This window comes from Haloferax volcanii DS2 (genome assembly GCF_000025685.1).
Taxonomy (GTDB): Archaea; Halobacteriota; Halobacteria; order Halobacteriales; family Haloferacaceae; genus Haloferax; species Haloferax volcanii.
On sequence record NC_013967.1, the window covers coordinates 416,896 to 429,875 of the forward strand.

General features: G+C 69.5%; 15 protein-coding genes. 6 read left to right on the forward strand and 9 right to left on the reverse strand.

Annotation, left to right across the window (positions count from 1 at the left end; genetic code table 11):
• The first annotated feature begins 3 nt into the window (after positions 1–3).
• On the forward strand, positions 4–1,212 hold the full coding sequence (locus tag HVO_RS06955) for a potassium channel family protein (RefSeq protein WP_004044455.1): 1,209 nt from the start codon (positions 4–6) through the stop codon (positions 1,210–1,212).
• A gap of 50 nt (positions 1,213–1,262) precedes the next feature.
• On the opposite strand, the gene HVO_RS06960 is transcribed toward HVO_RS06955, so the two are convergent.
• Positions 1,263–1,580 carry a DUF7536 family protein gene (locus HVO_RS06960; protein WP_004044454.1) on the reverse strand — a complete coding sequence of 106 codons (318 nt, stop codon included), beginning with the start codon at positions 1,578–1,580 and terminating at the stop codon, positions 1,263–1,265.
• Between the two features lie 70 nt (positions 1,581–1,650).
• Between HVO_RS06960 and HVO_RS06965 the strand changes: the two genes are divergently transcribed.
• Positions 1,651–2,607 carry a succinylglutamate desuccinylase/aspartoacylase family protein gene (locus HVO_RS06965; protein ID WP_004044453.1) on the forward strand — a complete coding sequence of 319 codons (957 nt, stop codon included), beginning with the start codon at positions 1,651–1,653 and terminating at the stop codon, positions 2,605–2,607.
• 96 nt (positions 2,608–2,703) lie between these two features.
• Entirely contained in the window at positions 2,704–3,807 is a 1,104-nt protein-coding gene (locus HVO_RS06970; protein WP_004044452.1) for a pyridoxal-phosphate dependent enzyme, read from the forward strand.
• Between the two features lie 17 nt (positions 3,808–3,824).
• Here HVO_RS06970 and HVO_RS06975 read toward each other — a convergent pair whose 3' ends face one another.
• Positions 3,825–5,183, reverse strand: a complete 1,359-nt coding sequence (locus tag HVO_RS06975; RefSeq protein ID WP_004044451.1) for a phage NrS-1 polymerase family protein — start codon at positions 5,181–5,183, stop codon at positions 3,825–3,827.
• A gap of 125 nt (positions 5,184–5,308) precedes the next feature.
• Entirely contained in the window at positions 5,309–5,584 is a 276-nt protein-coding gene (locus HVO_RS06980; protein ID WP_004044450.1) for a YgaP family membrane protein, read from the reverse strand.
• A 138-nt stretch (positions 5,585–5,722) separates the two neighbouring features.
• Here HVO_RS06980 and HVO_RS06985 point away from each other — a divergent pair, with 138 nt between their 5' ends.
• Complete coding sequence (locus HVO_RS06985; RefSeq protein WP_004044449.1) at positions 5,723–5,923, forward strand: hypothetical protein; 201 nt, start codon at positions 5,723–5,725, stop codon at positions 5,921–5,923.
• 51 nt (positions 5,924–5,974) lie between these two features.
• On the opposite strand, the gene HVO_RS06990 is transcribed toward HVO_RS06985, so the two are convergent.
• From HVO_RS06990 to HVO_RS07005, 4 genes are all read right to left on the reverse strand, one after another.
• The gene (locus HVO_RS06990; RefSeq protein WP_004044448.1) at positions 5,975–6,709 is read right to left on the reverse strand and encodes a protein-L-isoaspartate O-methyltransferase family protein; all 735 of its coding nucleotides are present in this window, start codon (positions 6,707–6,709) and stop codon (positions 5,975–5,977) included.
• A gap of 21 nt (positions 6,710–6,730) precedes the next feature.
• Positions 6,731–7,669 (reverse strand): class I SAM-dependent methyltransferase, encoded by a 939-nt coding sequence (locus tag HVO_RS06995; protein WP_004044447.1) that lies wholly within the window; start codon positions 7,667–7,669, stop codon positions 6,731–6,733.
• A 96-nt stretch (positions 7,670–7,765) separates the two neighbouring features.
• Entirely contained in the window at positions 7,766–8,422 is a 657-nt protein-coding gene (locus HVO_RS07000) for an HVO_0476 family zinc finger protein (RefSeq protein WP_004044446.1), read from the reverse strand.
• A 138-nt stretch (positions 8,423–8,560) separates the two neighbouring features.
• Positions 8,561–9,520, reverse strand: a complete 960-nt coding sequence (locus HVO_RS07005; protein ID WP_004044445.1) for an aminopeptidase — start codon at positions 9,518–9,520, stop codon at positions 8,561–8,563.
• Between the two features lie 189 nt (positions 9,521–9,709).
• Here HVO_RS07005 and HVO_RS07010 point away from each other — a divergent pair, with 189 nt between their 5' ends.
• Positions 9,710–10,777 (forward strand): type II glyceraldehyde-3-phosphate dehydrogenase, encoded by a 1,068-nt coding sequence (locus tag HVO_RS07010; protein WP_013035627.1) that lies wholly within the window; start codon positions 9,710–9,712, stop codon positions 10,775–10,777.
• Between the two features lie 69 nt (positions 10,778–10,846).
• On the opposite strand, the gene HVO_RS07015 is transcribed toward HVO_RS07010, so the two are convergent.
• On the reverse strand, positions 10,847–11,335 hold the full coding sequence (locus tag HVO_RS07015) for a metallophosphoesterase (RefSeq protein ID WP_004044443.1): 489 nt from the start codon (positions 11,333–11,335) through the stop codon (positions 10,847–10,849).
• 107 nt (positions 11,336–11,442) lie between these two features.
• On the opposite strand from HVO_RS07015, the gene HVO_RS07020 reads away from it, so the two are divergent.
• Positions 11,443–11,742: a hypothetical protein gene (locus HVO_RS07020; protein ID WP_004044442.1), complete on the forward strand. Its 300-nt coding sequence runs from the start codon at positions 11,443–11,445 to the stop codon at positions 11,740–11,742.
• An 8-nt stretch (positions 11,743–11,750) separates the two neighbouring features.
• On the opposite strand, the gene HVO_RS07025 is transcribed toward HVO_RS07020, so the two are convergent.
• Positions 11,751–12,956 carry a phosphoglycerate kinase gene (locus HVO_RS07025; protein WP_004044441.1) on the reverse strand — a complete coding sequence of 402 codons (1,206 nt, stop codon included), beginning with the start codon at positions 12,954–12,956 and terminating at the stop codon, positions 11,751–11,753.
• Positions 12,957–12,980: the final 24 nt, after the last annotated feature.

Sequence of the window (12,980 nt, forward strand, 5' to 3'; positions counted from 1 at the left end):
CGCATGAATCCGGAGGACATCGAGTACGAGCCTGTCAGCGTCAAGGCCGTCCTCGCCGAGATGAAAGACACCGCGGAGTTACTCATCGACCTCTCGTACTCCGCCGTCCTCCACGCCAACGACGACCTCGCGGCCGAGGTCCTCGACCTCGAAGAGCGGATGGACATCCTCCAACTTCAGGCGCGCATGAGCCTGATGATGGCCGCCCGCAGCCCCGAGGACGCGGAGGAACTCGCGCCCGTCCTCGGCGTCGTCGGCGCGGCCGAGAAGATTTCGGACGCCGCGGGCGACATCGCCAAGGTCGTCATCGAGGACATCGGCCTCCCGGACGCCATCCGCGCGGCGCTCCCCGAGGCCGTCGAGACGACGATTCGGTGCGAACTCACCGACGAGTCGCCGTACGCGGGCCGGAACCTCGGTGACATCAACATGGAGACCGAGACGGGCGTCCGCGTCGTCGCCATCCACCGCGCCGGCGAGTGGGTGACGAACCCCGACCACGAGACGACGCTCCGCGCCGGCGACGTGCTCCTCCTCCGCGGCCGCGACGACGGCCTCCACACCGTCCACGAGGCCGCCACCGGCCTCCGGTACGACCCGCCGGACGTGCCCGAGCCGACCATCGAGGACCTCGAACGCGCCGTCGACTCCATCGTCCTGATGAAGGACATGAGCGAACTCGCCGTCGACCTCGCCTACGGCGCGGTGCTGTTCGACAGCGAGGGCGTCGCCGAGGAGGTCGAGGAACTCGAAGCCGAGGTGGACGCGCTCAAGTCCCGGTTCGAGGCGTGGACGCTCCGCGCGGCGAGTCGCGTCGAAGACCCCGTGTCGCTCCGCGGACTCGTCCAACTCGCGGGCGCGACGGAGATGATTTCCGACGCCGCGCTCGAAATCGCCGAGGGCGTCCTCCGCGGCATCGACGCCCACCCGGTCGTCGCCGCCGCGGTCAAGGAGTCCGACGAGGTCATCATCCGCCTGCGGGTCGCCCCCGCAAGCGACCTCGCGGAGGCGACCCTCGGGGACCGGCGCGTCAAGTCCGAGACGGGGATGCGCGTCATCGCGGTCCGCCGGGCCGGCGGCCGCGAGTGGGTCGTCTCGCCGGGGTCGGAAACGCGGCTCCACGGCGGCGACCTCATCATCGCCAAGGGCACCCGCGCCGGCGCGGAGCGACTGGGCGAACTCGTCGGCGACGAGCGCGAGTTCGACGAGTAGGCCGACCCCGACCTGACCCATCCCGGAACCGAACTGCCGAAACCGCCGACTCAGAGCGTCTTACTCAGCCGATACGCCGAGACGAGCGTCAGCACCGTCGCCACGAGCAGCGCCGTCGCGGACGCGAGGACGAACGCGAGGAGAAGAAACCAGCCCTCGGGGCCGAGTATCGGGTACTCGCGGGTGCCGGCAAAGGGGCCGAACAGTTCGAGCACCCGAAACAGGTAGGCGACGACGGCCAAGGCGAGACCGACGGCCGCCCCGATAGCGGCGTTTCGCGGCACGTCCAGCGCCTGTACCAGTCCCCCCGTCGGCGGCCGTTCGGGAACGTCGTCTGTCACGGTCGGCGGTTGCGGCCGCGAGACCATAGCGGCAACGCTTTCCTCGGGGCCTCAGCGGACCGAACCCCTAAAGGGAGGCGGGTCCGAGGTTGGCGGTATGATTACCTTGGGAACGGCGAGTGCGGCCCCCGGGGAGATGGACGTGGGCCGCCTCGAAGTCGGCGAGTCCCGTGACGGCGGGAGCGTCGGTCTGCCCGTCGCCGTCATCAACGGCGCGTCGTCGGGCAAGACGCTCTACATGCAGGCGGCGTCGGACGGAGACGAACTCAACGGCGTCGGCGTCATCCAGCGGGTCGTCCCGCAGCTCGACCCCGCGGATATCTCCGGGGCGATTCTCGTCGTCGGCATCGTCAACTACCACGCGTTTCAGGTCGCACAACACCGCAATCCGATAGACGACACGAAGATGAACCGGGCGTACCCCGGCGACGAGCGCGGCACCTCCTCGGAGCGCATCGCGGCCGCGACGTTCGCCGCCGCCCGCGACGCCGACCTCATCGTCGACCTCCATCAGGGCTCGACGAGCCGGATGATAGACGAGGTCCGCGTCCGCTGCGGCCGCCACCACCGGATGCACGCGAAATGTCTCCGGCTCGCCAAGACGTTCGGTTGCGGCTACGTCCTCGACCAGAAGGGTCCCGACGGCCAACTCGCCCGCGCCGGCCCCGACGCCGGGATTCCGACCATCGACCCCGAACTCGGCGGCTGCGTCGGCTGGGACGAAGAGAGCATCGAGAAGGGCGTTCGCGGCGTCCACAACGTCCTCCGCGGCTACGACTTCCTCGACGGCGACGTGGAGCTGAAAGCCCAGACCCGCGCCCGCGGCTTCGACCAGTACGGCTCGCCGGTCGGGGGCCTCGTCCGGTTCAAGCGCGACCTCGGCGAGCGCGTCTCCGCCGGCGACGTGGTGTTCGAGGTGGCCGACGTGTTCGGTACGCTCAAAGCCCGCGTCACCGCCGACCACAACGGCATCTTCTGGCGGGCGCGCCGCCTCCCGCAGGTCGCCTCCGGCGAGTACGTCTGTTCCGTCGGCATCGACCTCGACACGTACTGATACCGACTCCAGTCCACCCGATTCGACCACTTCACTCGACTCGGCACCACCTCACTCGACTCGACCACCTCACCCGATTCACCCCACTCACTTCCCATGACGACACCACCCGACCTCCCCGCTCGGCTCCGACTCGCGTGCGACAGTTGCGGCGAGACGTACGACGCCTGGCGCTGGCGCTGTGCCTGCGGCGAGCCGCTGGACTTCGCGGCCGACCCGACGCCGTCGGCAGCGACCCCCGACGACGCCGACCTCGACTACCGCGACGGCCTCTGGGCGTTCGACGACTTTCTCCCGACAGAGCCGCGCGCCAGCCTCGGCGAGGGGATGACGCCCCTCGTCGACGCCGCGGAGTGGGAGGCCTCGTTCAAACTGGAGTACGTCTTCCCCTCCGGCTCGTTCAAGGACCGCGGCGCGACGACGATGCTCTCGCTCGCGTCCGAACTCGGCGTCGAGCGCGTCGTCGAGGACTCCTCGGGCAACGCGGGGGCCGCCGTCGCGACCTACGCCGCCCGCGCCGGCATCGACGCCGAAATCTACGTGCCCGCGTCGGTCAAGCCCTCGAAGGTCCGCGCCATCGAGCGCGCCGGGGCGAAGCCGGTCCGAATCGAGGGCTCCAGACAGGCCGTGACCGACGCCTGCGTCGAGGCCGTCGAGGCCGACGACGCGTGGTACGCGAGCCACGCGTGGAACCCCGCGTTCTTCGCGGGCACGGCCACCGTCGCCTACGAAATCGCCGCCCAGCGCGACTGGTCGGTCCCCGACGCGGTCGTCACGCCGCTGGGCCACGGGACGCTTTTTCTCGGCGCGTACCGCGGCTTCCGTGCGCTCTACGAGGCGGGCTGGACCGACCGGATGCCCGAACTGTACGGCGCGCAGGCCGCCGGCTACTCGCCCATCGCCGACGCCCGTCACCACACGGCCGACGAGACGAACGACGTGGCCGACGGCATCCAGATTCTCGACCCCGTCCGCGAGGCCGAGATTCACGAGGCGCTCGACGCCACCGGCGGCGACGCCATCGCCCTGTCGGCCGACGCGGTCGAAGACGAACTCGACCGGCTCCACCGCCACGGCTTCTACACGGAGCCAACCTGCGCCGTCGCGCCCGCGGCGCTCCGCGAACTGCGTCTCTCGGGCGTCCTCGACCGCGACGCCGACGTGGTCGTGCCGCTCACCGGGAGCGGTCTCAAATCGTGAGCCGGCTCAGAACACAGCTACCGTAGCGCTCTCCACGACCGGAGCCAGCCGACCAACGACCAGCCGCGTCCCGCGTTTTCGACGCCGGCTCTCGCTTCGGCTCTCACGTTGCGGTCGCCCGCTCGGGCTTCGAGGTCGCGTCGCCGCTCGCGCTCCGCGTCGAGTTCGTCGCGGAGTCGCTCGTTTTCGTCGACGACCTCGTCGAGCCGCGCCCGGAGTTCGTCGAGGCGGTCGAACCCCCCGCGACCGTCGCCCGGTGACGCGCCGGGTGAAGCCGGCGGCCGTCGCGCCGGGTCGGTCACCACGTCGTCGTCGCGCCGATTCCGGTTCGGGTGTCGGTGTCGGTCCCGGTGTCGGTCGTCGTCCGATTGCGTCGCTGACCGCCGCACCGCGCTCGACCAACCGGACGGGTCGTAGAACTCGCTGGTCTCCCGAATCGCTCGCCGGACCGTCCTCGCGCCGTAGGTCGAGCCGTCGGCGTGGACGACTTCGTCCCACGTCGGCCGAAAGAGTCCGGAGTCCCGAAACAGGCGGCACATCTGTCGCGCGTCGCCGGCGGTCCAGAACGCGAGCATCGAACACAGCGCCGCGTCAGCCTCGTCGCGGTCGTCGTAGCCGCTCGCGTCACCCCGCCACAGGCGGGTGAACGCCACCCCGTTGACGGCGTTCGAGGCGCGGCGGACGACCTCGTCGTCCGTGAGGTCGTTGCCCGGGCCGCTTATCTCGTCGAGACGCGCGTCGGCGGGCGCTCGGTCCGAGTTCGGAGCGTCTGGGTTGACCGAGTCGATTGAGGCGGCCGGGGCGACGGCGTCGACCGACGGCGACGGCTCCGGGTCGGTTTCGAAGTACGCACCGTGAACCGTCGCGAGCGCGTCGCTCCGTTCTGCGACCGCCGCGGGCGCGCCGTCGGCGCAGTCGCCGGTCACGGGACGGAACCGCGTGACGTCCGAGAGTTCGAGGCCGCCGGCTCGGGCGCTCCCTGACGGGAGCGTCCCGCGGACGATAACGCGGAACCCCGTTCCCGAGGGAGTCACTTCCGTGTAGGAGTCGAGTCGGTCGACGAGCGCCCGCGCCCACTCGTCGGTCGCGCCGGTCTCGGCGTCGCGGCAGTTTTCGAGCTCGATACCGACGAACGGGTCGTCGTCGGTGAACGCGAATCCCACGCCGTCGACGCGCCCCTCCCGAGCACACGCGAGCGCCTCGTCGAATGTCGCCCACGTCGAGTCGTCAGTTGCCGATGCGGGCCCGCCGTCGGTCGCGCTTCGGGGTACAACTGTCTCCTCGCCGTCGCACAGTTGCGTTCGCCACCCGACCCAGTTGGCCCGTTCGAGCAGGTCATCCGGGAGCTGTTCCCGCGTCGGGAGTGGTGGCGTCATCGCTACCGCTGGTCTCTGGAGCGATGCAAAAGCTGTTTCCCGCGAGATGTCAGATTTGATAGTCAGCCCCCGGTCTCGCGCACTCGTCGGTCCGGCCGGGTCCGAGTGACGAGTCGAAGAAACGCTTACTGCGCGCGGGGTTTGCCCGCGGATTCGGTCTCGGTCGCCGTCGCGCCCTCGTAGGTGTCGACGCCCAGCAGGTCGTTGGGCGGGCACTTCTGGGTGACCGCCGTGGTCGCGAGGACCGCTCCGACGAGGAGCGCCGCGACCGCGATGACGAGTCCGAGGGTGCCGGCCGCGATGGTCAGGAAGCCCGCGAGACTCGCCGCCCCGACGACGATGAGCACCGGTCCGAGGACGGCGCGCGCGATACGGTCGTAACCGCCGACGTTCTTCTCCATGGTTGATTCACCGATACCTAGGTACGCGCTCTGCGGCTAAATCGTAGATTGGTGATTCCCGCGCCCGGAGACGCGTGACTGTCACGCCGGCCGACACGTCGACAAAAGCTAACTCCCTCGGCCGCGTCTCCCCCGCGTATGCCCCGGCTCTCGTTCCTCCTCCCCGGCGAAGACGACACAATCGGTCGGTTTCTGACGCTCACGCTCGTCATTTACGCCGTTATCAGCGGTTTCGAAATCCTCGGCGTCCTCTGGGCGATGTGTCTCGCGATGGCGGTCTGGACGCTCGCCACCGCGATTCAAGGGTTCCGGTACGGTTACCTCGAAGGCGCGACGTAGTCGGCCAACCTGCCGCGCCCGCTTCCATCCACCCGCGTCGTTCCGCCTCGTCTACCCGCTGCCGCCCCAGTCTATCCAGTCCTGTTCCCAACCGTGGCCGGCGTGCCAGCCGCGACCCTCGTACTCGGGGTCCTCGCGGCGCGTCCGGTTTCTGACGATGCTTCCGGTCTGTTCGCCGTCGACGAGCAGCGGCTTGAACGACAGCGGGCCGAACGACTCGGCCACTTCGCCGTCCTCGACGGCGACGAGCGTCTGCTCGCCGACGCCCTTCGGCATGACGAGTCGGCCGCCGTCAGCGAGCTGTGCGAGGAGTCGCGCGGGCGGGCGGACCGCCGAGGCCTCGACGAGGATGCGGTCGAAGGGCGCGTAGTCGGCCAGCCCCTCCGCGCCGTCGCGGCAGTCCACGAGGACGCCGCCGTAGCCGGCGCGCTGGAGGTTCTCGCGCGCCTCGTAGACGAGCGAGCGCGTGATGTCGACCGCGTGGACGCGGGCGTCGCCGACGATTTCGGCGAGGACCGCGGCGGTGTAGCCGACGCCCGCGCCGACGACGAGCACCTCGTCGTCCGGTTGGGGGTCGAGCGCGGCGAGCAGGCGCGCGACCGTCGTCGGCGCGAGGATGGTCGTGTTCGTGTCGCGGTGCTCCGTCGGGCGGTTCTGATACGGCGAGTCGGTGACGAACTCGTGTCGCGGGACGCTGCGCATGGCGATGGAGACGGCCTCCGGGAGCAACTCCAGCGAGTGCTCCAAGCCGTCGACCATGTCGTCGCGCAGCACCGAGTTGTCCATAGTCGACCTCGGAGGTCGGTCCTAATCAACCGCACGCTCGCCAACGACCGCCTGGAGGTCGGTCCCCGGCACGTCTCGAACCGTACAGCCATCGAATCCGGCCGATTCGACCCACGAGCGAACGGTCTCCTCGTCGTGGAGGTCGCCGCGGCCGGCGGCGAGCGCGTTCACCGCCCGCCCCGCAGTCGCGTCGGTCGAACACCGGCCGTGCAGGCTATCGACGAACACCGCCGCGCCGCCGGGTTCGAGAGCGTCGAACGCGCCCGCGACGAGGGCCCGCGCGTCGTCCGGGTCGCGCCCGGCGAAGGCGTCGCCGGCGAAGACCAGTTCGACCCCCGATACCGGCGGGTCGGCCGGGTCGCCCGCGACGAGATCCACGCCGGCCCGGGAGAGGAGCGGCCGGGCGACTTCCACGGTCTCCGCGTCGTCGACGAGGGTCACGTCGCGGCCGCGGGCGACGAACTCGCGGGCGAAGACGCCCGACGCGCCGCCGAGGTCGAGGACGCGCGTCGCGTCGGGAGCCGCGCGGACCGCGGCGGTCACGCAGGCCCGGACGACCGACTCCTCGGTGGCGTCGTGCGCGCCGAGTCGGTTCCGAAGCCAGTCGTCCGGGAACGCGGGTGGCTCGCCGGTCGCCATCGTCTCCGGGAGGTCGGCGTAGAGCGAAAAGCGGTCCAGCGCGTGCGGGAGGCGGCCGATGGAGCGCACGTCGCGCTTGGCGAGGAAGCCGAGCGCGCGGTTGGTTATCTCGTACTCGTCGCCGACGCGCTTGATGAAGCCCATCGCGGCCAGCGCCTCCACCGCGATGCGGGCGGCTCGGGGGTCGATACCGGCGGTGTCGGCCACGGCCTCGGCGGTGCCGGCGCTCGTCGTGAGCGCGTCGATGACGCCGCTCTCGCGGGCGGCCCACAGGAGCGCGAGCGATTCGACCGACGACTGCGACCGGTCGCGGGTAGGCATGGTCGCACCGACGGGGCGGGAACAAAAAGGTCGTGCGTTGGGCAGGCGGTATCGTCCGGCGTCGGCGGGGCGGAGCGTTTCGGCGTCGGAGTTCCCTTACCAGGCCGACCACGCGGTCGAGGTCTGGTCGCGGGCGTAGACGCGTTTCGCGTCCTTCGCGTACACCATGTCGCCGGGGTGGTCGAGCTTGCCGTGGCGGTACTCAGGGGCGTCCGAGCGGACGACGAGGCCTTCGATTTCGACCTCCTCGTCGCCGAACGCCTCCGTCTCGCCGACGACGAACTCGTAGTCGCCGGGGACGTTGACGGTGACGCTCCGGGTGTCCTCGCGCTTGCCGTCCTTCGGGTGGATAGTGACGTTGACCGCGACGTTGTCGACGACGCGGGTCCAGACGGTCTTCACGTCCGCGACTTCGGCCTCGTCGGCACGCTGTTCGGGGCCGACTTCGATGCCCGTGATGCGCACGAGCTGAATCGCCTCGGGCGTGTCGACGATGAACTCGTCGCCGACCTCGATGGTCGTGCCGACCGGCACGGGCACTTCGGTCGAGACGGAGTCGCCGTCCTGCGAGACGACGACGTTCATCTCGGTCTCGTCGGGAATCTCGACTTTCTCCTTGTGGACGTGGCTGCATTCGGTACACCGGACGGTCGAGTGACCGCCGGGCTTCAGCACCTCGTGGACGGTGGGTTCGTCGGGCGAACACGTCGGACAGGAGAGGGGGACGCGCTCGCCGGCGTCGGGTAGGCTCATACGGGTCGCTAGCCCATCAGGCCGTAAAAAGCCGCCTTTCTCCGCCTCGGCGTGGGACTCGGTGGCAGGACGCTCGCTCAACGAACGGGGCGAGCCGACCGACCGGACCGGCCGGTCACGGGCGCGGCGTGCGCCCGCTTAGGGTTGCGGCAGGTCGACTTCCTCGCCGTCGGCGTACACCGCCGGCTCGCGGATGATGCCGTCGAGGTGGAGCGGCGCGTCGGTGTCGCCGCCGATGCCGGCGTCGTCGCCGACGGCGATGTGGACCGTGCCCGCGGCCTTCTCGTCGAGCAGGACGGAGCCGACGAGGTCGGTGACGCCGACGTTGGTGCCGATGCCGATTTCGGCGAGGTTGTAGGCGTCGTCGCCAACCTCCTCGGCCGCGGCCTCGACCTGCTCGCGGATGTCGTCGTCGGAAATCTCGGTAACGTAGCCGTCTTCGACTTCGAAGCGGAGTTCCCGTCCCTCGTCGAGGAGGCCGTGGGGCATCATCGTCCCGTCGACGACGTAGGTGCCCGTCGCGGACGCGGGGCTGAGGAAGATTTCGCCCGCGGGGAGGTTCGAAAACGAGCCGGCCTCCGCGATTGCGCCGGTGTCTGCGAGCCACTCGCGGTCGCCGCGGACGAACGTGATGTCCGTGCCTTTCTCGGTCGTGACGCGGAGTTCGTCGGCGCCGCCGACGGCGTCGAGCATCGCCGCGCTGTGGTCGTAGATGGCGTCGTAGTCGGCGTCGAGGCCGGTGACGAACACCTCCTCGGTGATTCCGGGAAGGGTCGCGCCGCGAGCGCCGGCGTCGCAGGCGTCGCCGCGAGCGCGGGTGTGGCTCAGGCTCTTCGTCGTCGGCGCGAGGAAGGCGTCGCAGGCCTGCATCGCGGCGGCGACCGGCGCGGGCGGCTCCTCGCCGTGTTGGTTCCCCGGGGGATAGCGGACGATGGTCGCGTCGTCGGTCACTTCGCCTGCGACCTCGTAGAGCGCCTCGCCGATGCGCTCGCGCTTGTCATCGGTGACGACGACGAGCGACTCGTCGGGCTGGAGGTCGAGACACTGACGGACCGCCGTCTCGCTGGCGGCGCGGAGGTCGGCGTCGGCTTCGGTCATGTGGACACCTGCGCCGCCGGCGCTGTTAGGCGTTCCCATCTGCCCCCTCGCGTTCGGTTTCCGCCCCGTCGCCCCGAATCGGGGGTTTCACTCGCCTCGGAGGTAATCGAGGGACTCACTCGCCCGAGAGTTAATTTCTAAGTATTAGCCATCGAAATAACTATGGTTGGGCCCGGTCGTTTGTCTCCCATGATACGAGTGGGTGTCAACGGCTACGGCACAATCGGAAAGCGCGTCGCCGACGCGGTCCACGCGCAGCCCGACATGGAACTCATCGGCGTGGCCAAGACCCAGCCCAACTTCGAAGCGCACACCGCGGGCGAACGCGGCTACCCGATGTACGCCGCGATTCCCGAACGCTCGCCGCTGTTCTCCGAGGCCGGCGTCGACCTCGCCGGCGAGGTGGACGAACTGGTTGCCAAGGCGGACATCATCGTCGACTGCACGCCGTCGGGCATCGGAGCAGAGAACCGCGAACTGTACGAGACGCACCACACGCCCGCCATCTTCCAGGGGGGCGAGGACGCCGACGTGGCCGACGTGAGCTTCAACGCGCGGGCCAACTTCGACGCCGCCCGCGACGCCGACTACGTCCGCGTCGTCTCCTGTAACACGACCGGCCTCTCGCGCATCATCGCGCCGCTCGAAGCCGAGTACGGCGTCGAGAAGGTTCGGGCGACGCTCGTCCGCCGCGGCGGCGACCCCGGCCAGAACTCCCGCGGGCCGATAAACGACATCCTGCCGAACCCAATCGAGATTCCGTCGCACCACGGCCCCGACGTGAAGACCATCTTCCCCGGCCTCGAAATCGACACGCTCGGGCTGAAGGTGCCGGCGACGCTGATGCACGTCCACGCGCTCAACGTCACGCTCGAAGACGACGTGACCGGCGCGCACGTCCGCCAACTGCTCGAAGGCGAGAACCGCGTCTACGTCATCCCCGAGGGGATGGGCATCGACGGCGCGGGCAAGCTCATGGACTTCGCGCTCGACGCGGGCCGCCCGCGCGGCGACATGTGGGAGAACTGCGTGTGGGGCGAGTCCATCGGCGTCAACGGCCGCGACCTCTATCTGTTCCAGGCCATCCACCAGCAGTCCGACGTGATTCCCGAGAACGTCGACGCTATCCGCGCGATGTTCGACACCGAAGACCAGCAGGACAGCATGGCGCTCACCGACCGGACGCTCGGCATCGGCATCTCCGGCGACCCTTCTGGGTTCTCTGAGCAGGCGCGCGCGGAGTTCGCCGACGACTAACGGCGAATCGTCTGTTCAGTTCGGTGCGGTGCGGTTCGGATGCGGTTTTTCACCCATTCGGTTTTGCTCTCACAGCGACCGCGACGCCACGTTCCCCGTGTCGAGGTCCACGACCGCGACGTGGAACGCGTCGTCAGCGCCGGGAATCGGCAGGCCGCCGGGGTTGATGTGCGTCGTCGCCCCGCGGTGTTCGACCACCCGCTCGTGGCTGTGGCCGCGCAGGACGAAGTCGTACGTCCCCGAGTCGACGAGCGCGTCCACCAGTCCGGCTTCCGTGCCGTGGTACACCGCTATCTCTTGGCCGTCGAGCGTCAGGTGCGCGAAGTCGCCGTGGTAGGTGCCGAACGACTCGACCGCCTCGCGGAGCGCCCACTCGCCGTCGTTGTTGCCGCGGACGGCGTGGAAGTCGAAGTCCGCGTCGAACGGCGCGGCCGAGAAGGGCGCGACGATGTCGCCGCAGTGGACGACCGCGTCAACGCCCTCGGATTCGAAGTGCGAGACCGCGGCTTCGACGTAATCGAGGTTGTCGTGCGTGTCGGAGACGGCGCCGAGTTTCATGCGCGTCGGTTCGGCGGCGTCGGCTATCAACGTTGGGTGACACTTTTATCCCGAGCGCCCGCTGTCGCCGGTATGTGCCATCTCGCCATCGACTCGGAGGCCGGGAAATGAGCGACGACCCAAACCGTCACGGCGACGACATTCCCGACGACGAGCCGACAGCCGCGACCGACTCGGACGGTCTCGTCCTCGAAACCGGCGACCACGGGACCGTCTTCACCGGCGCGGTGCTCGTCGGTGTGACGACGTACAGCGCGGCTCATACACTCGCAGTCCGCGCGGCCGGTTCGTTCCCGGACGGCGGGCTTCTCACCGCGGTTTTGACGCTCGGCGTCTTCGCAACTGGCGTGGGGTTACTCGTCGACGGGGCCGCCGGGCTCGTCGCAAAAAGGGATGCGGATCTCTGAGCGCGGCTTCAGTCCTGCTTCAGCGCCTCGACGCCGGCCAGCGGCGCGCCGGTCAGCGCGCGGATGTACGCGCCGCCGGCGATGGAGACGTGGCCGAAGTCGGCTTCGTCCATGCCGTACATCCCGATGGCGCGGGAGGTGTCGCCGCCGCCGACGACGGAGAAGCAGTCGGTCTCGGCGATGGCGCGGAGGACGCCGGTCGTGCCGACCGCGAAGCGCTCGTCTTCGAACAGGCCGAGCGCGCCCTTCACGAAGACGGCCTCGGAGTCGCGGATGATGGGGTCGTACTCGTCGACCGTCATCGAGCCGACGTCGAGGTAGGCGCGGTCCTTCTCCGTGATGTTGGCGACCGCGATTTCGCCGCGGTCGTCGGTCTCGTCCTCGTAGGCGAGGTCGACGGCGAGCTTAATCTGGTCGCCGCGCTCGTCGAGCAGCGACTCGATGGTCTCGCGATTGGCCTCCCACTGGTCGTCGAAGAAGTCCATGCCCTCGAGGTCGAAGCCAACGTCGTTGCCGGCGGCGCGGAGGAACAGTTCGCCGGCGATGCCGCCTAAGAGGAACTGGTCGACCTTGTCGCCGAGGTTGTTCATGACGTCGATGACGTCAGTGGCCTTCGTCCCGCCGACGACCATCGTCACCTGTCCGTCGAACTCGCGGGTGGCGATGGAGGAGTTCGCCTCGTACTCGGTCTGCATCACGCGGCCCGCGTAGGCGGGGAGCACGAGCGGGAAGCCGACCAGCGAAGCGTGCGAGCGGTGGGCCGCCGAGTAGGCGTCGTTGACGTAGGCGTCGACGTGCTCGGCGAGGGTTCGGACGAACTCGGTGTCGGCCTTGACCTCGGGGTCCTCCTCGGGGAGTTCCTCGTCGCACATCCGCGTGTTTTCGAGGAGGAGCACGTCGCCGGCTTCGAGCGCGTCGATGGCGGCGATGGCGTCGTCGCCGTAGGTGTCGGCGACGAACCCCACCTCGCGGTCGATGTGCGAGGCGAGGATGTCGGCGTGCTGTTCGAGCGAGACGAAGTCGTCGCCGCCGGGGCGGCCCTGATGGGCCATGAGGACGACGCGGTGGCCGGCCTCGGCGAGTTCGCGGACGGTCTCCGCGTGGCGGTCGAACCGTCGGTTGTCTTGGACCTCGCCGTCTTCGACCGGCGAATTGAGGTCGAGTCGGACGAGTACGCGCTGCTCCGGGTCGAGGTCATCGAGGGTCTTGAACATCGGGTGGAAGAACGTAGAGGAGTT

Excerpts from the sequence above, each read along its gene's own strand:
- HVO_RS06955 (WP_004044455.1), top strand. The coding sequence starts at position 4 with ATGAATCCGGAGGACATCGAGTACGAGCCTGTCAGCGTCAAGGCCGTC.
- HVO_RS06960 (WP_004044454.1), bottom strand. The coding sequence starts at position 1,580 with ATGGTCTCGCGGCCGCAACCGCCGACCGTGACAGACGACGTTCCCGAA.
- HVO_RS06965 (WP_004044453.1), top strand. The coding sequence starts at position 1,651 with ATGATTACCTTGGGAACGGCGAGTGCGGCCCCCGGGGAGATGGACGTG.
- HVO_RS06970 (WP_004044452.1), top strand. The coding sequence starts at position 2,704 with ATGACGACACCACCCGACCTCCCCGCTCGGCTCCGACTCGCGTGCGAC.
- HVO_RS06975 (WP_004044451.1), bottom strand. The coding sequence starts at position 5,183 with ATGACGCCACCACTCCCGACGCGGGAACAGCTCCCGGATGACCTGCTC.
- HVO_RS06980 (WP_004044450.1), bottom strand. The coding sequence starts at position 5,584 with ATGGAGAAGAACGTCGGCGGTTACGACCGTATCGCGCGCGCCGTCCTC.
- HVO_RS06985 (WP_004044449.1), top strand. The coding sequence starts at position 5,723 with ATGCCCCGGCTCTCGTTCCTCCTCCCCGGCGAAGACGACACAATCGGT.
- HVO_RS06990 (WP_004044448.1), bottom strand. The coding sequence starts at position 6,709 with ATGGACAACTCGGTGCTGCGCGACGACATGGTCGACGGCTTGGAGCAC.
- HVO_RS06995 (WP_004044447.1), bottom strand. The coding sequence starts at position 7,669 with ATGCCTACCCGCGACCGGTCGCAGTCGTCGGTCGAATCGCTCGCGCTC.
- HVO_RS07000 (WP_004044446.1), bottom strand. The coding sequence starts at position 8,422 with ATGAGCCTACCCGACGCCGGCGAGCGCGTCCCCCTCTCCTGTCCGACG.
- HVO_RS07005 (WP_004044445.1), bottom strand. The coding sequence starts at position 9,520 with ATGACCGAAGCCGACGCCGACCTCCGCGCCGCCAGCGAGACGGCGGTC.
- HVO_RS07010 (WP_013035627.1), top strand. The coding sequence starts at position 9,710 with ATGATACGAGTGGGTGTCAACGGCTACGGCACAATCGGAAAGCGCGTC.
- HVO_RS07015 (WP_004044443.1), bottom strand. The coding sequence starts at position 11,335 with ATGAAACTCGGCGCCGTCTCCGACACGCACGACAACCTCGATTACGTC.
- HVO_RS07020 (WP_004044442.1), top strand. The coding sequence starts at position 11,443 with ATGAGCGACGACCCAAACCGTCACGGCGACGACATTCCCGACGACGAG.
- HVO_RS07025 (WP_004044441.1), bottom strand. The coding sequence starts at position 12,956 with ATGTTCAAGACCCTCGATGACCTCGACCCGGAGCAGCGCGTACTCGTC.